General features: G+C 63.1%; 14 protein-coding genes. 11 read left to right on the top strand and 3 right to left on the bottom strand.

The genetic code is table 11. The features are described from left to right. The first annotated feature begins 84 nt into the window (after positions 1-84). The 8 genes from VT84_RS20340 to VT84_RS20305 all read left to right on the top strand — a co-directional run bounded on the left by VT84_RS20340 (position 85) and on the right by VT84_RS20305 (position 10,681). Entirely contained in the window at positions 85-2,751 is a 2,667-nt protein-coding gene (locus tag VT84_RS20340; RefSeq protein WP_204249610.1) for a PSD1 and planctomycete cytochrome C domain-containing protein, read from the top strand. 31 nt (positions 2,752-2,782) lie between these two features. Next, positions 2,783-3,370, top strand: a complete 588-nt coding sequence (locus VT84_RS20335) for an SMI1/KNR4 family protein (RefSeq protein WP_162271783.1) — start codon at positions 2,783-2,785, stop codon at positions 3,368-3,370. Between the two features lie 60 nt (positions 3,371-3,430). Then, entirely contained in the window at positions 3,431-4,825 is a 1,395-nt protein-coding gene (locus VT84_RS20330) for a DUF1501 domain-containing protein (protein WP_082840793.1), read from the top strand. 124 nt (positions 4,826-4,949) lie between these two features. Continuing rightward, positions 4,950-5,972, top strand: a complete 1,023-nt coding sequence (locus tag VT84_RS20325) for a succinylglutamate desuccinylase/aspartoacylase family protein (protein ID WP_082840792.1) — start codon at positions 4,950-4,952, stop codon at positions 5,970-5,972. Positions 5,973-6,069: 97 nt separating this feature from the next. After that, positions 6,070-7,188 carry a mandelate racemase/muconate lactonizing enzyme family protein gene (locus VT84_RS20320; RefSeq protein WP_082840791.1) on the top strand — a complete coding sequence of 373 codons (1,119 nt, stop codon included), beginning with the start codon at positions 6,070-6,072 and terminating at the stop codon, positions 7,186-7,188. A gap of 133 nt (positions 7,189-7,321) precedes the next feature. Further along, complete coding sequence (locus VT84_RS20315) at positions 7,322-8,194, top strand: creatininase family protein (RefSeq protein WP_082840790.1); 873 nt, start codon at positions 7,322-7,324, stop codon at positions 8,192-8,194. A 185-nt stretch (positions 8,195-8,379) separates the two neighbouring features. After that, entirely contained in the window at positions 8,380-9,498 is a 1,119-nt protein-coding gene (locus VT84_RS20310; RefSeq protein WP_082840789.1) for a mandelate racemase/muconate lactonizing enzyme family protein, read from the top strand. A 103-nt stretch (positions 9,499-9,601) separates the two neighbouring features. After that, positions 9,602-10,681 carry a type IV pilus twitching motility protein PilT gene (locus VT84_RS20305; RefSeq protein ID WP_082840788.1) on the top strand — a complete coding sequence of 360 codons (1,080 nt, stop codon included), beginning with the start codon at positions 9,602-9,604 and terminating at the stop codon, positions 10,679-10,681. A 189-nt stretch (positions 10,682-10,870) separates the two neighbouring features. On the opposite strand, the gene VT84_RS20300 is transcribed toward VT84_RS20305, so the two are convergent. From VT84_RS20300 to VT84_RS20290, 3 genes are all read right to left on the bottom strand, one after another. Then, positions 10,871-12,430, bottom strand: coding sequence for a hypothetical protein (locus tag VT84_RS20300; RefSeq protein WP_082840787.1), 1,560 nt, complete (start codon positions 12,428-12,430; stop codon positions 10,871-10,873). Positions 12,431-12,597: 167 nt separating this feature from the next. After that, positions 12,598-13,059 carry a hypothetical protein gene (locus tag VT84_RS20295; RefSeq protein WP_082840786.1) on the bottom strand — a complete coding sequence of 154 codons (462 nt, stop codon included), beginning with the start codon at positions 13,057-13,059 and terminating at the stop codon, positions 12,598-12,600. 93 nt (positions 13,060-13,152) lie between these two features. Next, positions 13,153-14,586: a PQQ-binding-like beta-propeller repeat protein gene (locus VT84_RS20290; RefSeq protein ID WP_052555195.1), complete on the bottom strand. Its 1,434-nt coding sequence runs from the start codon at positions 14,584-14,586 to the stop codon at positions 13,153-13,155. 210 nt (positions 14,587-14,796) lie between these two features. Between VT84_RS20290 and VT84_RS20285 the strand changes: the two genes are divergently transcribed. From VT84_RS20285 to VT84_RS20275, 3 genes are all read left to right on the top strand, one after another. Next, on the top strand, positions 14,797-15,165 hold the full coding sequence (locus tag VT84_RS20285) for a winged helix-turn-helix transcriptional regulator (protein ID WP_082840785.1): 369 nt from the start codon (positions 14,797-14,799) through the stop codon (positions 15,163-15,165). 593 nt (positions 15,166-15,758) lie between these two features. Further along, a complete protein-coding gene (locus VT84_RS20280; protein WP_082840784.1) occupies positions 15,759-21,548 on the top strand; it encodes a HAMP domain-containing protein in 5,790 nt (1,929 codons plus the stop codon). 112 nt (positions 21,549-21,660) lie between these two features. After that, entirely contained in the window at positions 21,661-23,778 is a 2,118-nt protein-coding gene (locus VT84_RS20275; protein ID WP_162271782.1) for a response regulator, read from the top strand. Positions 23,779-23,810 lie beyond the last annotated feature (32 nt).

Below are 23,810 nucleotides of genomic sequence, written 5' to 3'. Positions count from 1 at the left end.
GCGCTTCTATCATTGGCCGTGATGTGCTGGTGCGCGGGTGCGCACGCTGCGGACCCGGCACCGTTGGAGTTTTTCGAGAAACAAGTGCGGCCGGTGCTGGTCGAGAAGTGTCTGTCTTGCCACGCCGCCGAGAAACCGAAGGGCGGGCTCCGGCTCGATTCGCGCGAGGGCTTCATTAAGGGCGGGCACAGCGGCGCGGCCATCGTGCCGGGTAAACCCAAGGACGGGCTGCTCATCACTGCGCTTCTCCACACCGATAACGACCTGAAGATGCCGCCCGGAGGAAAGCTCCCTGCAAACGAGATCGCCGCGCTCACGAAATGGGTGGAACTCGGTGCCCCGTGGCCGGAAAAGGTCACGCTGGCCGCTCCGGACGCGATCGCAAAGGCTGCGGCGAAGCACTGGGCATTTCGACCCGTTCAGCGCCCCGTAGTACCCGAGATCCGAAACCCTAAAGCCGACATTCGCAACGAGATCGACAAGTTCGTGCTCGCGAAACTCGCCGAAAAGGGACTTTCACTTTCCCCTCGGGCTGACAAGCGCACGCTGATCCGGCGCGCGACGTTCGACCTTCACGGGTTACCGCCGTCGCTGGAACAAGTGGAAGCGTTTCTGAAGGACGATTCGCCGAGCGCCTACGAAAAGCTGATCGACCGGTTGCTATCCAGCCCGCGTTACGGCGAGCGCTGGGGCCGGCACTGGCTCGATGTGGCCCGCTACGCGGACAACAAGGGCTACGTGTTCTTCGAGGGGAAGGAGTACCCGTGGGCGTGGACGTACCGTGATTACGTCATCCGCGCGCTGAACGAGGACAAGCCGTTCGACCAGTTCGTAACAGAGCAACTCGCGGCCGATCTCCTCGCGCCGCAAGACGCCCCAGCCCAGGCCGCACTCGGGTTCCTGACGGTCGGCGGGCACTTCATGAACAACACGCACGACATCATCGACGACCGCATGGACGTCATCACGCGCGGGTTGATGGCAATCACCGTGACGTGCGCGCGGTGCCACGATCACAAATTCGATCCCGTCCCCGCGGCCGATTATTACTCACTTTACGGCGTGTTGCGGAGTTCCGTTGAACCCACCGTTCCACCGCTCGTGGGGGCGGCACCGAAGGAGCCGGATAAGGCGTACAACACCGAACTCACCGCACGTGAAAAGCGCCTTGTCGATTTCGTGACCGCGAAGCACGCCACGCTCGTTTCAGGTGCCCGGAGTCGCGCGGGCGAATACCTTTTGGCGGCACACGAAGCCCGGAACCAACCGCCGGCTGATGACTTCATGCTGATCGCCGATCCCGGCGACCTGAACCCCAGCATGATTACGCGCTGGAAGCAGTTCCTCACGGACACCAAGAAGCGCAAACACCCCGCGTTCCTACACTGGCATGCGGTCAGTGAACTACCCGACGCCGAGTTCGCAGAGAAAGCCCCGGGCTTACTCAAGGCCGTTTCGGAGGGCAACAAGCTCGTAGCTGCGGCGTTGAGCGAGCCGCCGAAATCGATGAAGGACGTGGCCACGCGGTACGGCAAACTACTGACGGATGTGGACAAACAGTGGAAGGACGCGGCAAAGGGTATGACCCGGTTCGATGACCCCGACCGGGAAGAGCTGCGTCGCGTGTTGTACGGCGCGGATTCGCCTGCCGACGCCCCGCTCGCACTCGATTGGGGTTTCCTCTCGTTGTTCCCCGACCGGGCGACCCAGGACGAATATCAGAAACACCTGCGTGCGCTCGAAGAGTGGCTCGGGAAGGGATCACCGCGAGCGATGGTGTTGCACGACTCCGCGCGCCCCTACGACCCGCGGATCTTCGAGCGCGGCAATCCCGGGCGCCCGAGCGACTCAGTCCCGCGGCAGTTCATTCGCGTCGCGAACCCGGCGCGCAAGCCGTTCGCTTCGGCCGGAAGTGGTCGCCTCGAGTTGGCACGCGAGATCGTGTCGAAGGACAATCCCCTGACGGCGCGGGTGTTCGTGAACCGCGTGTGGATGCAGCACTTCGGGAAGGCATTCGTCGGCACTCCGGGCGATTTTGGGCTTCGTGGCGACGCCCCCACGCACCCCGAACTGCTCGACTGGCTCGCGAGCGAGTGGGTGAGCCCTTCAGCAAATTCTTCGGAAGCTCGCGCAGAGCAGAACACCCCTCGTACCCCCTGGAGCATCAAGCGCCTCCACAAACTCATCATGACGTCCGCGACCTACACGCAGAACAGTCTCGATCGCGCAGACGCGGCTACTGCCGATCCCGACAACCGCTTGCTCTGGAAGCAGAACCGGCGCCGACTGGAGTTCGAGCCGCTACACGACGCTGTCCTGGCCGCGTCCGGGCAACTCGACCTGAAATTGGGTGGCCCGAGTGCGCGGCTCTTTGGCGGTAACAAACGGCGCGCGGTGTTCGGCTACATCGACCGGCTGGAGTTCCCTTCGCTGCTTACCACGTTTGATGTGCCGAACCCGGCGGGCTTCGCTCCGGAGCGCACGAACACGACCGTATCTCCGCAGGCGCTCTTTCTGATGAACGGCCCGTTCGCACGCGACGCGGCGAAGAAGCTCGTTGCGCTTCCCGTGTTCCAGAAATTTGCGGATTCGGGCGAGCGACTCGATTGGATCTACCTGACTCTCTACGGTCGCCGACCGGACGCAGACGAGCGCAAACTGGCCCTCGCGTTCATCGCGAAGGGCACGGACCGCTGGATCGATCTCGCTCACGGGCTGCTGATGACCAACGAGTTCGCGTTCGTGGATTGAAGGGGCAGGTGTCTGCGATTTGGGGGACCAAGTGGCGCGTAAGATTTCGGGAAGCGCGAAGATCAAGGATGCATGGAAGCGGATTGCTCGATGGTACAAAGTGAACGTCCCAGCGGATCAGTTCTCTTTGGCCGATGGAGCATCTGCGGAAGCTATTGCCGTGGCAGAGGCTCAGCTCGGTCTGAGCTTCCCGCAAGATTTAGTCGCGTCCTACCACTTACACAACGGGAGTAATGACTGCGCAGTCTTTCTCTACGGCTACGCATATTTGTCTCTGTCCGAACTCGTACAGCAATGGGGGTTCTGGCAAAAGATCATCCAAGATGGCGGTCTCGGTGGTGTCGAGCCGAACTGCCCCGAAGCGATCAAGAGAATATGGTGGAATCTGAAGTGGATACCCTTTTCGCACAACGGCGGTGGTGACCACCATTGTGTAGATCTCGACCCAGCCGAGGGTGGGGCAGTCGGGCAAGTGATCCAGTTCAATCACGAAGTCGGCGCGCATTCACTACTCGGTCCTGACTTCGGAACATTCTTGAGGACGTATGCGACGGACCTGGAAGCAGGTCGGTATCGATTCGATGAGACGGATCTCTGGGTGATCGACAGGATAGAGTAAAGCCACTGATAACTCTGGAGCGAAGAAGGCCGAGACAGTCGGCCCTACGAAGAGGTATTCATGCTTCCGCTTTCCCGCCGTGAGATGCTCGCCCGGTGCGGCACCGGTATCGGCACCATCGCCCTCGCTGGTGTCCTTCGTGACGCACAGGCGGTTGATGCCCCGCGCGCAACCGATCCACTCGCGCCGAAGGCTCCGCACTTCGCGGCAAAGGCCAAGCACGTCGTTCACCTGTTCATGAATGGAGGAGCGTCGCAGGTCGACACGTTCGACCCCAAACCGCAACTCGATAAGTACCACGGCAAACCCATCCCGACGGGCAACCTCCGGACTGAGCGCAAGACCGGCGCCGCGATGAAGTCGCCGTACAGCTTCAAGAAGTACGGCCAGTCCGGGATCGAGGTGAGCGAACTGTTCGCCAAGACCGCGGCGCACATTGATGACATGTGCGTGATCCGCTCGATGTACGCGGATGTGCCGAACCACGAGCCGTCGCTCTTGCTCATGAATTGCGGCGACGGCCGGCAACCGCGCCCGAGCCTCGGGAGCTGGGTGACCTACGGCCTCGGCAGCGAGAACCGCAATCTGCCCGGGTTCGTCGTCATGTGCCCCGGCGGGTACCCGATCGTCACGACGCAGAACTGGCGGTCCGCGTTCCTGCCGGGCGTGTACCAGGGCACGTACATCGACAGCCAACACACGCAGGTCGATAAACTCATCGCGCACATTCGCAACACGGAACTCCCGCTCGAAAAGCAGCGCGAGCAACTCGACCTCGTTGCCGCGCTGAACGCCAAACACCTCGCCGACCGCGCGAACGACGCGAACCTGGAGTCCCGCATCCGCACGTTCGAGCTGGCGTTCCGGATGCAGTCCGAAGCAGCCGACGTGTTCGACCTGAGCCGGGAAACGAAGAAGGTCCGCGACCTGTACGGCGACACGACCATCGGCCGGCAACTGCTCCTCACGCGCCGGTTGATCGAGCGCGGGGTGCGGGTCGTGCAGCTCTGGAGCGGCGCCGGCCAACCGTGGGACAATCACGACAACCTCGCCACCACGCACAAGACCCTCGCGGGGCAGTGGGACCAGCCCATTGCCGCGTTCCTCAGCGACCTGAAACAGCGCGGGCTATTCGACAGCACGCTGGTGCAGTGGGGCGGCGAGTTCGGTCGCACCCCGGTCGCGGAACTCCCGGCCCTCAATGGCCGCGATCACAACCACTACGGCTTCACAAGCTGGCTCGCGGGCGGTGGAGTGAAAGGCGGACAGGTCATCGGGGCGACGGACGATTTCGGCTTTGCGGCGGTCGAAAACAAGGTGCATGTCCACGATCTTCATGCCACAATGCTGCATTTACTCGGCATCGATCACGAGAAACTGACCTACCGCTACGCCGGGCGCGACTTCCGCCTCACCGACGTTCACGGCACCGTGGTCAAAGACATCATCAAATGAGGAAGAACCGCAGATCATGCGGATGAAGACAGGATCAGAATCCGATTTGAACGGAATTGGTTTTGATCCGCGTTATCTGCGTTGATCCGCGGCTGATTTTCTTCTTGCGTCCAAAGGAGTTCGCGTGTCCGTTTCCCCCATTCGCTCCACGGTCGATTTCGACAAGCCGGGCAAGCAGTACGGCCACTTGTACGTGCCGTACTCGTACAACCTGGGCGGATGGGCGAACCTGATGTTGCCCGTGACGGTCATCAACCGCGGGACCGGCCCGACCGCGCTCGTGCTCGCGGGGAACCACGGCGACGAGTACCCGGGGCAGATCGCGATTATGCGGCTGCTGCGCGAACTCTCGCCGGAACACGTCACCGGTCGGTTGATTCTGGTTCCCACACTCACGATGCCCGGTGCGAAGGCCGCGACCCGGCTCTCACCGCTCGACGGAAAGAACTTCAACCGCTGTTTTCCCGGGAACCCAACTGGCACGCCGAGCGAAGTCGTTGCGCACTATCTCACCACGGAACTGTTCCCGCGTGCGGACATCGTGATCGACATCCACACCGGCGGCCGGAGCCTGGATTTCGAGCCGTGTGCCCACATGCACCTCGTTCCCAAAGGCCCGCAACGCGACCAGATGCTCGCCGCAACCGAGGCGTGGAACACGGACTTCTGCTTCCTGTACGCGGACGTAGCCGGGACCGGGTTACTCCCGGTCGAGGCGGAGAACCAGGGGAAGGTGGTCGTTACCACCGAGATGGGCGGCAGCGAGAACGTTACGGCCCTCGTCCACGCGGAAACGCAGATGGGGTTGCGGAACGTGCTCATGCATTTCGGCTTGCTGCCGGGCAAGGCGGTCACGCGCGAGTCGCTCGGGCTGGCCCCCACGCGCTGGGTCCAGGCGCTGAACTGGGAAGATTACCGCTTCGCGCCAGAATCGGGTGTGTACGAGAACCTCGTTCCGCTGGGTGAGGACGTGAGTGCGGGGCAGCCGGTCGGCGCGATCCACTTCCTCGAACGCCCCGACCGCGAACCGGTGTACGTGCTCGCGAACACCGACGGCGTGCTACTCGCCACGCGCGCCCCGTCGATCGTCGCTCAGGGCGATTGCGTCGCGTGCGTCGCTCACGACGTGGACCCGCGGAAGCTATAGGCGAACGGCCGGTGTCAGCCGGTCGGTGAGATTTCGTACCACGCACGAGCTTGTTCTTACCGGCCGGCTGACACCGGCCGTTCGCCAAGAGAGAGTCATGAAGATCACGCAAGTTGTTTGTCAGATCCTCCGCATCCCGAACATCACCGCGAAGACCGCGAGCAGCCAGGACTCGGTGCTGGTCCGCGTGCGCACCGACGACGGGTTGGAGGGCGTCGGCGAAGCGGACTCGTCACCGGAAGTGGTGAAGGCGATCATCGACGCCCCGTTCAGTCACAACATCGCGTGCGGGTTGCGGAAGATTCTGGTCGGAGAGAACCCGCTCGAACACGAGCGCTTGTGGCAGAAGATGTACCGCAAAACGATGTACTTCGGGCGTACCGCGGTCGGCATCACCGCGATGGCTGCGGTCGATATGGCCCTGTGGGACTTGAAGGGTAAGGCATTCGGCCAACCGATTCACCGGTTGCTCGGCGGCAAGCAGCACGACAAAGTTCGCGGATACGCTTCCATTTTGTTTGGGCGCGACGGCAAAGAAACCGCCGACATCGCCCGCAGGTGGGTCGAAGCGGGGTATTCTGCGGTGAAATTCGGCTGGGAGCCGATGGGCACCTCTGAAGCGGTGGACATCGACCTCGTTCGAGGGGCGCGAGAGGGACTGGGCAAAGCCACGCTGCTGATCGATGCGGGGTGCGTTTACGATGCACGCACAGCCCTGCGCCGGGCGCACGCATTTGCGGAGTACAGCCCCGAGTGGTTCGAGGAACCGCTGCGCGAGGACGACGTTGAGGGGTACGTGTGGCTCCGCGACCGGTCGCCGATCCCGATCGCCGCGGGGGAGGGGGAGTGCGGGCGCGAGTCGTTCCGGCAACTCATCGACCGCCGCGCGCTCGACGTGTACCAAGTGGACATCTCCCGCTGCGGGTTCACGGACGCCGCGTACATTCGGGCGCGCGTCGAGGAAATCGGCGCCCGCCTCTGTAACCACTGCTACACCAGCCCGCTCACTGTGGCCGCGAGCATTCACTGGCTCTCGACGTGCCGCGATGCGTTCGTGTTCGAGGACTGCGTCGAGGACTCGCCGCTGCGCCACGAACTGACGCACGAGAAGGTCCAGTCCGTGAACGGATGGATGGAAGTACCCGACCGCCCCGGCCTCGGCGTGACGCTTGACGAGAAGTTCGTGCAGAAATATCTAGTCGCGGAATCGAGCTGAAAGTGTGGAGAATAAAGAACCGCAGATAACGCAGATGAAAACAGGATTAAGACGGATGCGAAACGAAATCGTGTCTTGATCTGCGCTTATCAGCGTTATCTGCGGCGCGTTTCGTTTTATTCTGGAGCCCACGATGAGTCGCGCGCGGACGGAATACCGGTACGAGAAACTCACGTGGCCCGAGATCAACGACGCGGTTGATTTGGGCAAGGTGTGCATCGTGCCGTGTGGTGCAGTGGAGCAGCACGGACCGCACCTCCCGCTCGACGTGGACCTCGTGTGCCCGTGCGGGATCGCGACCGGGGCCGGGCGCGAGATCGCGGACAAGTTACTCGTGCTTCCGGTCGTGGCCTACGGCTACACCGGGCACGTGATGGACTTCCCCGGCACGATCAACACGGACTTCGAGCACTTCATGCACCAAGTGCTCGATATCACCAAGTCGCTCGCGTACCACGGGTTCAAGAAGATAATTCTGTTGAACGGTCACGGCTCGAACATGCCGAACCTCGACCTCGTCGCGCGCCGCACCAACGTTGAGACGGACGCCGAGTGTTGCGTCGTCGCGTGGTGGAACCTGCTCACCGTAGACAAGACGTTCCTCTCGAACTGGCGCCAGAGCAAGTTCCCGGGCGGGTGCTCGCACGCCTGTGAACTCGAAACGAGCCTGTACCTCTACCTCGACGGCGACAACGTCCGCAAAGACCTCATCAAGAGCGGCACGATCAGCTTCAACAACGACGACAGCCCGTTCAACTGGGTCGATCTGTTCGGCGCGGGTCCGGCAACCACCGTTTCGTGGACCAGCAGCTATTCGGACACCGGCGTTCTGGGCGACGCGGAACTGGCGACTCCAGAGAAGGGTCGACAGGCCTACGAAGAGGCCGTGAAGCAACTCGGCCGGTACGTAACGTGGTGGAAGGACCGACCGAAAGACGTGCGCAAGGACCGCCACCGCAAGCCGCCGACCATGCCGATCCCGTGGGGCCAGCGCCCGTTGGGGTGAAGAACGAAGTCGTGTTCACCGCAGAGGGCACGAGAGGGCGCAGAGAAGAACGAAGAGTGAGATCACTCGATTCTCTGTTTTTCTCTCTGCGCCCTCTCGTGCCCTCTGCGGTGAACACGACTTTATTCTTCTCCGCGCTCTCTCGTGCCCTCTGCGGTGAAACATCTTTTTTGGAGCTTTTTTAGATGAAGATCGCGGATGTTCGGCTCACCGGTCTTACCGGCGGCACGGTCGAAGGCGGGTGGGCCGAGGAACTCGCGCCCGAAGACAACGTTCACACCATCGTGGAGGTTCTGACGGACGAGGGGCTGGTCGGCGTCGGGAGCACGTTCACGAGCAGCCACCTCGTCGGCGCCGCGGTGAAGTTACTCCGCCCGTTCCTCATCGGCGAGCGGGCCGATGAACCGGCGCGCGTGAGCGAAAAACTGCGGCAGAACACGTTCTGGCAGGGACGCGGCGGGAGCGTCGAACACGCGATCAGCGGCATCGATATCGCACTGTGGGATCTGTTCGGCAAAATCACGAAACAGCCAGTCTCGCGGTTGCTGGGTGGCAACTATCGCAACAAGATCAAGCCGTATGGGTCGCTGCTGTTCGCCGAAGTGGAGCCGCTGCGCGAGAAACTCAAGGCGGCTGTCGCGCGCGGGTTCAAAGCGATCAAGCTCGGCTGGAAACCGTTCGGTCGGCGCGACGCGAAGACGGACGAACTACTCGTTCGTACCGCGCGCGAAGCGGTCGGGCCGGGCGTGGAACTGATGGTCGATGCGGGCGGGAGCGATGCGTTCTGGCCACACGGCTACAAGTGGGCACTCCGCACGGCACAAATGCTCGCCAACTACGACATCGTGTGGTTTGAAGAAGCACTCCCGCCGGACGACATCGCGGGTTTCGCCGAATTGCGGCGCCACTCGCCGGTACCCATCGCAACGGGCGAAGTGTTCACGCGCCGGCAGAGTTTTCGCCCGCTGTTCGAGCAACAGGGCGCGGACATTGTCCAGCCGGACTGCACCAAGTGTGGCGGACTCACCGAAGCGTGGCGCATCGCGTGGACGGCCTACGAGCACAACGTGCAGTGGGTGCCGCACGGGTGGAACACCGCGATCGGGCTAGCCGCTGATCTTCAGCTTTCCGCCGCGATGCCGGTCGCGAAGTACGTCGAGTTCCTGTCGCCGTCGCCGTACATGGACGAGTTGATTTCCGTGCCGTTCAAACCCGATGCGGATGGGCTGCTCACGATACCGGATGCTCCGGGGTTGGGTATCGAGTTGAATCGAGAAGCATTGGCTCGGTACAGTACGAAATAGCGGCGCGATTTCCTATCAAATGACATCCAAATGAGACTTAGCCGCACCCCGCTGATGAACCCCTAAGAAGGAAGTGGACCGAGCCGTTTGCGGAGGAGTTCCCATGCCGAACGCCATTGCCGAGAAACTTCACCGGTGGCTCGAATGGACCGTGCAGGCGGGCGCCTCCGACTTACACGTGGTCGCCGGGCACGCACCCGTCATGCGGTTACACGGTGATCTCACCGAACTCCCGGAAGCACCGGTCGCATCGGACGAGGTCGAAACGCTTCTGCTTTCGGCGTGTCCGGAAGATGCTCTCAAGCGATTGCAGGAGAACAAGAACGCGGACTTCTCTTTCGAGTGCCCGGTCGCGGGGAAGGTGTCGCGATTCCGTGCAACACTCTTCCTCGCAGGGGGCGACACGGGCGGGTGCTTTCGGGTCATTCCCGACACGATTCCCGATCTCGCGTGGGCCGGGTTCCCGGCCGATCTCGCGGGCAAACTCGTTGCCCTGCGCGACGGACTGGTGATCGTCACCGGGGCGACCGGGTCCGGCAAATCGACCACACTCGCGATGGTCGTGAACCGGCTGAACAAAACCGGCGGGTACCGTATCATCACGGTGGAAGAACCGGTCGAGTACCAGTTCCCGCGCGAACCGAACTCGGTGGTCACGCAGCGCGAGGTCGGGGCGGATGTGCTCTCGTTCGCGGACGGGCTGAAGTACGGTCTTCGGCAAGATCCCGACGTGATTCTGGTCGGCGAGATCCGCGACCGTGAAACGGCGCAAATGGCTCTGAGCGCCGCGGAGACGGGCCACCTCGTGTTCAGCACGCTCCACACGCGGGACGCGAAGGGCGCGATCACGCGGTTCCCGGACCTGTTCCCGTCGGACGCACAGCCGGCGGTGCGATCGCAACTCGCGATGAGCCTGCGCGCGATCGTGAGTCAGCGGTTGCTCCCGAGCATCAACAAGACGGAGAAGCGCCACCTGGCACTCGAAGTGATGTGGAACACGCACCCGATCGCGAGTGCGATCCGCACGGGCAAGATCGAGAGCATCGACAACTACATCCTCACCGGGCGCGAGGAGGGGATGTACACGTGCGACGAATCGGTGCGGTTGCTGCTGCGTGCCGGGAAGATTACGCGGGCTATCGCGGAGCAGAACGTCCGCGACGTGAAGTTCTTGAATCATTAAGCAAGCCCCGTCTTGCGGGGCTTCAAATCGTTCCCTTGTCGGATCCGCGTAATCTGCGTTATCCGCGGCTCTTCATTCTGTTTCTCACCCGGTAGTCTCTGTCCCCGCTCTCTCGCGGTCGCGGCTCGTCAGCCCGTGGCGGTGGGTGGCGCCACCCACCGCCCTTGTGAGCGGGGTTCACCCAGCACACTACGCTTTCAGCCGCTCACACGCCTCCTTGTGTGCGGGGGCGGCGTAGCCGTAGGCACTGGCGGTCACGCGGGCCAGCGCGATCAGTTGGCGCCACTTGAACGCGGCCCGGGCGCGGGCGAACTCGTCGCTCGCGGTCGCGTAGTATTTCTCCGCGTGCAGCGCGCCGTCCTCGCTGATTGCGTAGGTGCGGAACAGGTTGAACACGTCTTTCGCACTGTTGGACGTTTCGCTGAGGCGCGCGGTGAGGGCCGCGGCGCGGGCTTGATCCTTGTCGCGGATCGCGCCGTCGAGTTCCTTGAGGAGCGAATCGGCCGGTAGCCCTTTAACCTTCTCAGAGTGTTCCGTCCGCGGGTACGCATCCCACTTCAGGAACTCGGCCCGGTTCGCCCGATCACGGCCGATCTGGTACCCGGCGAGGATCAGGCTCGTGACTTGAGTGCGCCGGTCGCCGATGCTCGCGAGGTTGCGCCAGGCGTGAATTGTGTCGCAGGCGTGAACGCCGATCGAATCGCCGTGGATGCTCCCCTCTGGCTTACCCGCAGAGGCCCACGCTTTCGGGCGCCCGTCGTCGCGGAGGATAAGTTGATTGGCGGCCAAGGAGAGCGCTTCGCCGATCGCATCCGCGCTGATGCCCTCGGCGAGTGCGGCTGCGACCGCATCGGCGGATTGGGCCGCGTCGGACTTGAAGACCGTGTCAGCGAACCGGAGTACCCAGGCGTCGTCGGCCGCCTTCGTTCCGGGCTTCGAGCCGACGAGCTTGTACTGGTCGAGGAGCTTCGGGAGTTGCTCGCGGATCGGGGCGTTGTACTTCGCCTGGTTCGCGTTCTTCTCGACGTTCACGCAGTAGTGAACCGATTGCCGGAGCATCGTGTTCGCCCGCTCGGTGCCGACGAACCGCGTCATGTCCCACGCACGCGACACGAGCACGACGCGGTGAACTTCGGTCGCGTCGTCCACTTCGACCATCAGTTCGTTCAGCGCGTCTTCCGGCTTCCCATTCGCGCAAATCGCTGCGAACGTTGCTTCGGCTGCCGCCAGATCGCCCTTGCGAGTCACTTCGCGGAGCTGTTCGCCGCCTCGGTTCGTTGCCAGTTTGCCGGGGGTAACGGCTTTCAGCGTTTCTTTTGTCGCGCCGAAGTCATTCAGGCGGGAGGCGTTCCGGTGCAGCACTTTCAGCACCGCGAGCGGCTTGAGTTCGGCCCTCGTTTCTTCCTGCGACATCTGGAACGCTGGGGCGAGGGCCATCAGCGTATGGAACCCGATGTAGTCCTCGCCGCCGAACGCGCGTGCATTCGTGAGCGCTGCCGCGGCGACGAGTTGCTTGAGTTCGGTGCCGCCCTTCAACTTGGTGATGACGGCCGACACGAGCTTGTCGGGCGGTGTTCCCTGGAGGAAATTCACGAGCGGGTCGAGATCACCGAACGTGAGGCGGGCGGGTTCGTCCGCGGCGAAGGCGGTAGCGAACCCCAGATCGTGGGCGAACGCGGTGCCGACGCTGGCAGCAATCATGCCCCGACCGATGTCCGCGAACAGTTCGCGACGAGTGCGATTCGACATGGATAAGCTCCCGGGGAGGGTGGGGCGCGGTGCGAGGCCGCGTCCGGGAGGATGGAAGTAGGAACTGCGTTCGAGGATACCGCGCGGGGCGGGGGGACGAAAGGAGAAATTAGATTCGTTCGGATGTTATTGCGTTGGGCGATGGGCATTGTGTTGGACGATCGCAGTTACCGTCCGAACCTACGCTCGGCTGCCCGCAAAAGAGGTCGCGTGATCCAGTACCGGCCCACGCAGAAAATGAACATCCAGGCGATGATCCAGGTCAGAACGAGCGGGTGACTGGGGGTAGTGAACCCGGCGCTACAGAGGGTCAGCGGAGCGGCGACCCACGCGCCTTGGAGTAAGAGGACGCCCAGGTACACGCCCAGCAGCGCCGTTCCCCGGCGGTACTCACTTGTTGCTTCTTCGGGCGACATTCCCAGCACAAATCCCCGACCGATGCTGTTAATCCGCCCTCCGGTGACCATCATCGGCGCGCCGACAGCGATTGCAGCGAGCACGAACACCCAGAACGGGACGCTGTAATAATTGGTGGCGAGGACCATCGCTAGAAGTGCGAACCCGAGGCCGAGGAAGACCAGAGCGTGCCCCAGCAACTGTAGTAGGTGACCGGTGAGTTTCGGCGGCATCGTGCAACCCCTCCCGGTCTATTCGTCGAAACGGTTCGCGGATTTCAACCGTAACGAATACACCGGTGAGGAGTTCGATTCTTCAACTGCGTCTTACTTATTCTTCTCGGCGAAGGCGTACAAGAACCCCGCCGTTCGGACGTAGAGGGCGTTGTCCGCGATCACCGGAGTTGCGGCGACGCGCTCGTTGAGCTTCGGGTTCCGGGCCACCACTTCCGGGTCATCGGCGCCGGCTTTTAGCACAGTGATCGCGCCGTTATCGAGGCACGTGAAGTAGATGTGCCCGTTCGCTGCGACCGGAGACGAATAGTACCGCCCGTTTGCGACCGCACGTTCCTGCTCGTATATCGCTTTGCCCGTTTTGGTGTCGTAAGCCGTGACCAGTCCGCCGTCCTTCACCAGCACGAACTGGCCGTCGCACACGATCCCGGACGGGACGTAGGGCAGCCCCTTCGTTTGCTTCCAGAGCACGTGCGACTTTGTCACGTCCCCGCTCCCACCGAGTTTCAGGGCGAACGCGCTGTTCTTCGACGCGGAAACGATCCGGAGCGCTTCGTCCCATTCCGCTCGGGTCAGCTTGCCGTCATGGTCGAAGTCCTGGTTGTCGAAGAAGCCCTTCAGCGGCGTTTTTTCGAGCCCGTCGCGCGTGATGTAGCCGAGCTTTTCGTCGCCCGATTCTTTCAGCAGTGCGTCGAACGCCGGGAGCTTGACGTCGTCACCGGGTGCCCACCCCGCGAAGAACAGCGTGCCGTCCACCACGACGGGGGTCGTACACGCCGCGGCCGGCATCCCGATCACGGTCCACTTCTCGTCGCCGGACCTGAAGTCGTAACCGATCATGCGCCCGTAACCGGGTACAATGATCTGCTTGCCCGCCGGGGTATCGCTCACCACTGGGGTGCAAAAAGCGGACTTCGATTCCCGCTTCTTCACCCATATCAGCGTGCCCGTGGCCGCATCGATCGTGAGAATTTTTGGGTCTTTGTTCTCGTCGCGCACGAGAACCGCCACACCATCAGCGAGAATCGGCGAAACACCGGTACCGAAATCGAACGGCGTGGAGACCGTTGGCATCTCGTGGCGCCACAATTCCTTCCCGGACAGGTTGTAGCAGAACACGCCGCATGACCCGAAGTAGGAGATGATTCGCGTGCCGTCCGTTACCGGGGTCGACGCGGCCGGGCTGCCCTCGGTCTTGTGGAACGGCTCGATCTGTTTTGCCGGCGCTTCGGCCCGCCACGCTTCTTTGCCCGTCGCGCGGTTGTACGCGATCGTGTAGAGCTTTCCGTCCTCGAACGCGGTGAGAACGAGGTTGTCCCCGGCCACGATCGGCGAAGAGAACCCGCTCGGGACCGCGACCTTCCACTTCACGTTCTTGTTCGGACCGAACTCAACGGGCGGCTTCTGCCCCTTGGCGATGCCCGACCCGTTCGGCCCGCGGAACTGGGGCCACACGAGAGCGGGATCGGCACTCATCCCCGCGCCCGCGGACAGCCCGAGAGCCAGAACCGCAAGTAGCTTCTTCATGGTTGGAACCTTAGGGATTACAGCACGCGACGTTCCGAAACGCGCGCACGCACCCGGCCGGCGCATCGCCCAATCGACGCGCTCGTGGAGTTCGGACCGGTACCGGTATCGATTCGGACTGCAGATTATTAGATTTCTGATTTACGCCGATCAAGTACCTACAATTAAGTGGGGTACCTACCAAAAGGTAAGTTTTGGGAGTTCTCAGCCATGCGCGCGGTCTACTCGTGCGGTCTTGAAGCCACGTTTGACGTGATTGGCGGGAAGTGGAAGTGCTTGATCCTGTGGCGATTGCATCCGGATGCGCGGCGGTTCGGTGAACTCAAACGCCTTGTAACCGGCATTACCGAGAAAATGCTCATCCAACAGCTCCGGGAAATGGAGGCGGACGGGTTAGTGCGTCGGCAAGCGTACCCCGAGATACCGCCGCGTGTGGAATACTCGCTCACACCAATGGGGATCAGCCTTAAAGAGTTACTCGGACCCCTTTGTGAATGGGGCAGCAAATACATCGAGCAGATGGGCAGAGAACACCTCTGCCAAGATCCCGAAGCACAGACTCAATGCGTGCCGGGGTGAGGGCCCAAAAGTTTGTCAGAAATAGTCAGTGGTTCCGGCGGAATTGTTTTTATTCTTTTGTATACATGTATATAATTGGATAATATATCTGTTTTGTTTGTGGTATCAGCCGGCGCCCAAATGGGTCGGTTCGTGGGAGAGTCGGCGCAAATCGCGCGGGTGTGAGCAATTGTTACCATCTTGGGTTGAGGGCACGCGGAGCGGATTATTCTCAAATCCTTGACGGGATGTTTGTTAAGGCGTGTAGTTGGAGAAGTGGACCGAGTCCGGTCCGAAGATGTTAGCATTTGTTAGCCCGGCGACGGCCGAGGCTTTGGCACGTTCGTAATCGCGTCGAGGTCCGAATTCGCGGGCGCGACGCGCCCGAGTCTTTGACTTGGCGGCTCTATTGATCGACAAAGACCCACACATGGCGTATAAGAAGAGAGCGCGCGAAACGGATCGCTGGCCGCGTTCACGGAACGTGTGACAGAATCTGCTTTTGCCGCGGTCGATCGACTGCCCATTTCGCCTACACGGTTCGGGGCGCCAAACACCCGAATCGGACTCGCACGTTCGCCCACATAGCCGTTCCGCCGCTCCCGGAGGCGCTAATGTCTACCGTTCTCGAACCCGTCACCAACGGCACCGAGATGAACGCCCTCTTGGGCGCTCTCAACGCACTTCGTCACGGGCGCTCCGGTGTTCGATTGCCCCAGGATTGGACCGGCGTCGCGGGTAAGGTGGCCGACGCCTTCAACGACGTCGTGGAGCAGAACGAGCGCATGGCCGAGGAGCTTGCCCGGCTGAGCCGCGTCGTCGGGAAAGAGGGCAAACTCAGTCAGCGCCTCTCGCTCGGCGACGTGGGCGGGTTCTGGCGCGAATCGGTCGGTTCCGTGAACGACCTCATCGACGACCTCGTTCACCCGACCATTGAAACGGCCCGCGTGATCGGTGCCGTGGCTCAGGGTGACCTGTCCAAGACGATGGCCCTCGACATCGACGATCGCCCGTTACAGGGGGAGTTCCTACGAACCGCCAAGACCATCAACACGATGGTGGACCAACTCGGTTCGTTCGCGTCGGAAGTGACCCGCGTGGCCCGTGAGGTGGGGACCGAAGGGAAGCTCGGCGGTCAGGCCAAAGTGAAGGGCGTTGCGGGTACGTGGAAGGACTTGACGGACTCCGTCAACGGCATGGCTGCTAACCTGACGGCCCAGGTGCGCAACGTGGCCGAAGTGACGACGGCCGTGGCGAAGGGTGACTTGAGCCGGAAGATCACGGTGGACGTGAAGGGCGAGTTCCTCGAACTGAAGAACACCATCAACACGATGGTCGACCAGTTGCGGTCGTTCGCGTCGGAAGTGACGCGGGTGGCGCGTGAGGTGGGGACCGAAGGGAAGCTCGGTGGGCAAGCGCGCGTCGAAGGTGTGTCCGGCACGTGGAAGGACTTGACGGACTCCGTCAACGGCATGGCGGGTAACCTGACGACGCAGGTGCGCAACATCGCCACCGTGACGACGGCCGTGGCCAACGGTGACCTGTCGCGGAAGATCACGGTGGACGTGAAGGGCGAGATCCTGGAGCTGAAGAACACGGTCAACACGATGGTGGACCAACTCAGCTCGTTCGCGTCGGAAGTGACCCGCGTTGCGCAGGAAGTCGGTACCGAGGGGCAACTCGGTGGTCAGGCAGACGTGAAGGGCGTGGCCGGTGTGTGGAAGAACCTCACCGACTCGGTGAACTTCATGGCCGGGAACCTCACGTCGCAGGTGCGCAACATCGCGGACGTGACGAAGGCGGTGGCGGCCGGCGACCTGTCGCGGAAGATTACGGTCGATGTGAAGGGTGAGATCCTGGAGCTGAAGAACACGGTCAACATCATGGTGGACCAGCTCAGCTCGTTCGCGTCGGAAGTGACCCGTGTGGCCCGCGAGGTGGGCACCGAAGGTAAGCTCGGCGGTCAGGCGGACGTGAAGGGCGTGGCCGGTGTGTGGAAGAACCTCACCGACTCGGTGAACTTCATGGCCGGGAACCTGACGGCCCAGGTGCGCAACATCGCCGAAGTGACGACAGCCGTCGCGACGGGTGACCTGTCGCGGAAGATCACGGTGGACGTGAAGGGCGAGATCCTGGAGCTGAAGAACACCGTGAACATCATGGTGGACCAGCTCAGCTCGTTCGCGTCGGAAGTGACCCGTGTGGCCCGCGAGGTGGGCACCGAAGGTAAGCTCGGCGGTCAGGCGGACGTGAAGGGCGTGGCCGGCGTGTGGAAAGATTTGACGGACTCGGTGAACTTCATGGCCGGGAACCTGACGAGTCAGGTGCGGAACATCGCGGACGTGACCAAGGCGGTGGCGGCCGGCGACCTGTCGCGGAAGATCACGGTGGACGTGAAGGGTGAGATCCTGGAGCTGAAGAACACGGTCAACACGATGGTCGACCAGCTCAGCTCGTTCGCGGCGGAGGTGACGCGGGTGGCCCGTGAGGTGGGCACCGAAGGGAAGCTCGGCGGGCAGGCCGATGTCCGCGGGGTGGCGGGCACGTGGAAAGACCTGACGGACTCCGTCAACGGGATGGCACGCAACCTGACGTCGCAGGTGCGCAACATCGCGGACGTGACCAAGGCGGTGGCGGCCGGTGACCTCTCGCAAAAGATCACGGTGGACGTCCGCGGGGAAATTCTGGAGCTGAAGAACACGGTCAACACGATGGTGGACCAACTGCGGTCGTTTGCGTCGGAAGTGACTCGTGTGGCCCGTGAGGTGGGTACCGAAGGGAAGCTCGGTGGGCAGGCTGACGTCCGCGGGGTGGCGGGCACGTGGAAGGACTTGACGGACTCGGTGAACTTCATGGCCGGGAACCTGACGTCGCAGGTGCGCAACATCGCCGAAGTGACGAAGGCCGTGGCGCTGGGGGACTTGAGCCGGAAGATCACGGTGGACGTGAAGGGCGAGATCCTGGAGCTGAAGAACACGGTCAACACGATGGTCGACCAACTGCGGTCGTTCGCCGGTGAGGTGACTCGTGTGGCCCGTGAGGTGGGCACTGAAGGAAAGCTCGGTGGGCAGGCCCAGGTCGAAGGGGTTGCGGGCACGTGGAAGGACTTGACGGACTCCGTCAACGGCATGGCGGGTAACCTGACGGCCCAGGTGCGCGGGATCGCGAAAGTCGTGACGGCCGTTGCGAACGGCGACCTCCAGCGCAAACTCACGGTCGCCGCGAAGGGCGAAATCGCGGAACTCGCCGAAACGATCAACGAGATGATCGGGACGCTCGCGACGTTCGCCGATCAGGTGACGACGGTGGCCCGCGAGGTCGGTGTCGAGGGGCAGTTGGGCGGGCAGGCGAAGGTGCCCGGTGCGGCCGGGATCTGGAAAGCCCTCACGGAGAACGTGAACCAGCTCGCCGCGAACCTGACGACTCAGGTTCGTGCGATCGCGGAAGTCGCCACCGCGGTGACGAAGGGCGACCTGACGCGGTCGATCACCGTTGAGGCGCAGGGGGAAGTCGCGGCGCTCTCGAACACCATCAACGAGATGATCCGGAACCTTCGCGACACCACGCAGAAGAACACGGAGCAGGACTGGCTGAAGACGAACCTCGCCAAGTTCAGCCGCATGCTCCAGGGGCAGCGCGACCTGACGAACGTGGGGCGCATGGTGCTCTCCGAACTGTGCCCCGTGGTCGCGGCGCAGCACGCCGAGTTCTACGTGTTCGACGGGGCCACTGAGACACCGCAACTGAATCTGCTTGCGAGCTACGCTTCGGAGGGGCGGGAGTCGAGTGGTAAGCGGATCGGGTTGGGGCAGGGGCTGGTCGGTCAGTGCGCGATGGACAAACAGAAGATCCTGCTCGACAATCTCCCGCCGGAGTACATCCGCATTTCGTCCGGCCTCGGGTCGGCTTCGCCCCGAAGCGTGCTCGTGCTGCCGCTTATCTTCGAGGGCCAGGCCCGTGGCGTGCTCGAACTCGCCTCGCTCGGCGGGTTCAACCCGACGCACCAGGCGTTCCTCGAACAGCTCACCGAGTCCATCGGGATCGTGCTCAACACGATCGAGGCGAACATGCGAACGGAGGGGCTGCTGAAACAGTCCCAGTCGCTCGCGCAACAGCTCCAGACGCGCCAGGAAGAACTTCAGAAGACGAACGAGGAACTCCAAGAGAAGTCGCACTCACTCGCCCAACAGAATCAGGAGGTCGAGCGGAAGAACACGGAAGTCGAACAGGCCCGGCAAGCGCTCGAAGACAAGGCCAAGCAGCTCGCGCTGACGTCGAAGTACAAGAGCGAGTTCCTCGCGAACATGTCGCACGAGCTCCGCACCCCGCTCAACAGCCTGCTCATTCTCTCCGACCAATTGTCGAAGAACCCCGACGGGAACCTGACGCCCAAACAGCAGGAGTTCGCCAAGACGATCCACTCGTCCGGGAACGACCTGCTCATGCTCATCAACGACATCCTCGACCTCTCGAAGATCGAGTCCGGTACCGTCGTGGTCGACGCCAGTGACCTGCGGCTGGACGACCTCCAGGGGTACGTCGACCGCACGTTCCGGCACGTCGCGGAGAACAAGAACCTGGAGTTCCGGACGCACTTCGATCCGCGGCTCCCGCGCAGCGTTTACACGGACGCCAAGCGGCTCCAGCAGATCATCAAGAACCTGCTCTCGAATGCGTTCAAGTTCACGCACCACGGCGAGGTGACGCTCACGGTCGCACCGGCCGAGGGCGGGTGGAACCGCGAGAACGAGGATCTGAACCGCGCCGCGGGGGTGCTCTGCTTCGCGGTGGAAGACACCGGTATCGGCATCCCTTCGGACAAGCAACTCATCATCTTCGAGGCGTTCCAACAGGCGGACGGGAGCACCAGCCGCAAGTACGGTGGGACGGGGCTGGGCTTGGCCATCAGCCGCGAACTGTCGCGGTTGTTGGGTGGCGAAATCCGGCTGTCGTCGATTCCCGGGCGCGGGAGCACGTTCCACTTCTACCTGCCGCTCACGTACACGCCGTCGCGCCCCACCCGGAAGGGCACTGCGATGGGCGAATCCGGCGCTACCCCAATCGGTCCGCAGGCCCGCATCGAAGGAACGTTCGCGAGCGCCAATACTCTCGCTCGCACGGCCCCCGCATTGCTAACTGGCCCATCGGAACCGGAGCCGGAAGCCCCCGAGCAGCTTGTGAACGAGTACGGGGACGACCGGGACGACATTCGCGCCGGGGACCGGGTGCTGCTGATCGTCGAGAACGATATCGGGTTCGCTCGATTCCTGCTCGACTCGGCCCGCGAGAAGGGATTTAAGGGGCTGGTGACCTCTCTCGGCGCTTCGGCCCTGGCGCTCACGCGCGAGTACGACCCGGACGCGATTTCCCTCGACCTCCACCTCCCGGACATCGACGGCTGGCGCGTGCTCGAGCGGTTGAAGAAAGACCCGGTTACGCGGCACATCCCGGTATGCGTTATCAGCACCGATGACTCGCGTGACCGTGCGCTCGCGTCCGGGTGCCTCGCGTTCCTTGACAAGCCGATCCAGAGTCGAGAGGTTCTCGACGGACTGCTCGACCACCTGACCGAGTACACCGGGCGCCCGGTCCGGCACCTGCTCGTTGTGGAACCGGACCCGGTGCGCCGGGAACAGATTCAAGCGCGACTCGCCGACCCCGAGGTACTCATCACCGCCGCCCCGGATATTGGTACGGCCCGGAGCGCTGTGTCCGACCGGCCGACCGACTGCGTCGTGCTCGGTCCGGGTACCGGGGACGCGGTCGAGGAACTTCTCGGCGCCCGCGGGCCGTTCGCCCGCACCGATCGGGTGGCCTCGCGGATGCCCGTGATTGTTTACACGGACGGGACCGAGGGGGGGCCGTCCGACGCGACCCTCCGGCGCGCGGACGACGTCTGCACCGTCCGCAAGGCGCACTCGCCGGCCGTTCTGCTCGACCTCGCGACGTTCTTCCTCCACCGGCCGCTCGCGAAGTTGCCCGAAACCCAGCGCCACCAGCTCAGCGAACTGGACCAGACGGACAAGATCCTCGCGGGCCGCAAGGTGCTGATCGTGGACGACGACATGCGGAACATCTTCGCGCTGTCGACGATCCTCGAGGAGCACGACATGGTGATCGTGTCCGCCGACAACGGTCGGGACGCGATCCGGACGTTGCAGACCGACCCCGGGGTGGAAATCGTGCTCATGGATATCATGATGCCCGAAATGGACGGGATGGAGACGATGCGCGAGGTCCGCAAGATCCCGAACCTGAAAAACCTGCCGATCGTGGCGGTGACGGCCAAGGCCATGAAGGGCGATCGGGAGAAGTGCATCGAGGCCGGGGCGTGGGACTACCTCTCCAAGCCCGTGGACCCGGAACAGTTGCTCGCCGTGTTACGGGCGTGGTTGCACCGCTGATATTTGGTCATTCGTCCCTGGTTACGCAGGTTCGGTTCGCCGCCGGTTCGGGTGCTGATCCCGAATGTCGGTTGACCAAACTCCGGTGACCAATCACTATGGACCGATGACTATGGACCCACGACCCATGACCGCGACCGGCGAACCGACAAACGTCCTGGTGGTCGACGATTTGCCGGAGAAGATTCTGGTTTACCGCACCATTTTGGGGGAGCTGAACCAGAACCTGATTACCGCCGGGTCCGGCGAAGAGGCCCTGCGCGCGGTGCTCGCCTACGACTTCGCGGTGATCCTACTCGACGTGCAGATGCCCGGGATGAACGGGCTGGAGACCGCGTCGCTGATCCGCCGGCGGAAGCGCTCGGCCCACACGCCGATCATCTTCCTGACCGCGTTCGCCGACGAGGTACGGGCGACCGAGGGGTACGCGCAGGGTGCGGTGGACTACATCACCACCCCGGTAGTGCCTGCAATCTTGCGGGCAAAAGTGCGTGTGTTTGCCGACCTGTACCGCATGACCCAGCAGGTGCGCCGACAGGCCGAGGAGCGGATCGCACTCGCTGAAGAGCGCACGCGGCGGGCCGCCGCCGAAGAAGCCAACCAGCGCCTCGCGTTCCTGACGCACGCGGGGGCAGTGCTGGCCGGGTCGCTCGACCAGAGCGTGATCGCCCAGGATGCGATCCGACTTTCGCTCTCGTACTTGGCCGACGCCGCGGTGCTCGTGACGGTTCCTGTAGACGGCCGGGAATCGCGTGTTCTTCGGGGGCGGAACAGTTCGAGCGGTTCCATTTTGGAAACAGAATTGGAGCGCGACGCACTGGATCGCGAACTCGCCAGTGCGGTAGATCAGGCCACTTCCGAGAACGCGACCATTCCGCTCTCGGAGACGGTTCTTGCCGTGCCGCTGCGTGTGCGCGGGCAGGTCACTGCAGTCCTCGGCCTCTCGCGTCAGCAAACCGGGCGCTCGTTCCCCGCGGCCGACATCGCCGTTGCCGAAACACTCGCGTCCCGGGTCGCGGTGGCGCTCGAAAACGCCCGACTCTACCACGAGGTTCAACAGGCCGACCGCCAGAAGAACGAATTCCTGTCGATGTTGGCCCACGAACTGCGAAACCCGCTCGCGCCGATCCGGAACGCCACCGAGGTTCTGAACCACGACGGGATCGACGCGGACCGCATCCGCTGGGCACACGGGGTCATCGACCGGCAATTGACGCACCTCGTTCGGCTCGTGGACGACCTGCTCGACGTGTCCAGGATCACGCTCGGGAAGATCCGGCTCGCGGTCGAACGGGTCGATCTGGAGAGCGTGGTTACGCAAGCGGTCGAAGCCGTTCGGCCCCTGGTTGATAAGTTCCGCCACCAACTCGCTGTCGCGTTTCCCGGCCACCCTGTTCACGTTCAAGGCGACCCGACGCGGCTGATTCAGGTGTTCGCCAATCTGCTCAACAACGCGGCCAAATACACCGAGCCGGGCGGACGCATCGATCTTACCGTAGAGATCAAAGCGCCGCCAGCGGGCGACGGTTCACACGTTCCCGCGCTCGCGGAGGTCCGCATCCGGGACACGGGGGTGGGAATCGCGCCCGAACTGCTCCCGACCGTGTTCGACTTGTTTACCCAAGCGAGCCGTTCCCTCGACCGGTCGCAGGGCGGATTGGGCATCGGGCTGACGCTCGTTCGCCGACTGGTCGAGATGCACGGCGGGTTCGTCGAGGCACGCAGCACGGGCATCGGTCACGGGAGCGAGTTCACGGTCTTCCTCCCGGTCGCGGAAACTCCACACGCGCCGTCACCGGTCGAGGCGCCGAGTGGGGCACACAATCAGAATGAACCCGCGCCGCTCCGGATCGTCATTATTGATGACAACACTGACGGGGCCGAGAGCTTGGCCGACCTGATCGGGCTGCTCGGGCATCAGGCCCGGACCGCCTACGACGGCCCGACGGGGATCGACGTGGTTCGGGATTTCGAGCCGGATATTGTTCTGCTCGACATCGGTTTGCCGGGCATGGACGGCTTCGAGGTGGCCCGTCGATTACGGAGCGATCCGGTTACTCGTGGGGCCACGCTCATTACCATCAGTGGGTACGGGCGCGACGAGGATCGCGCGCTTTCTCGGGAAGCGGGGTGCGCATACCACTTCGTGAAGCCGGTCGAGATTCGCTCGCTTCAGACGATGTTCTCGGCGCTGCGGTCTTCGGTGCACAGCGGTACTCACGCGAACTAAGTCGTGGGGCGAGCCGGATACACCGAGTAGAG

The sequence above is a fragment of the Gemmata sp. SH-PL17 genome, from assembly GCF_001610855.1.
GTDB classification, from domain to species: Bacteria; Planctomycetota; Planctomycetia; order Gemmatales; family Gemmataceae; genus Gemmata; species Gemmata massiliana.
Note: the sequence above shows the minus strand (reverse complement) of the source record. Positions and strands in the feature narration are given on the sequence as shown.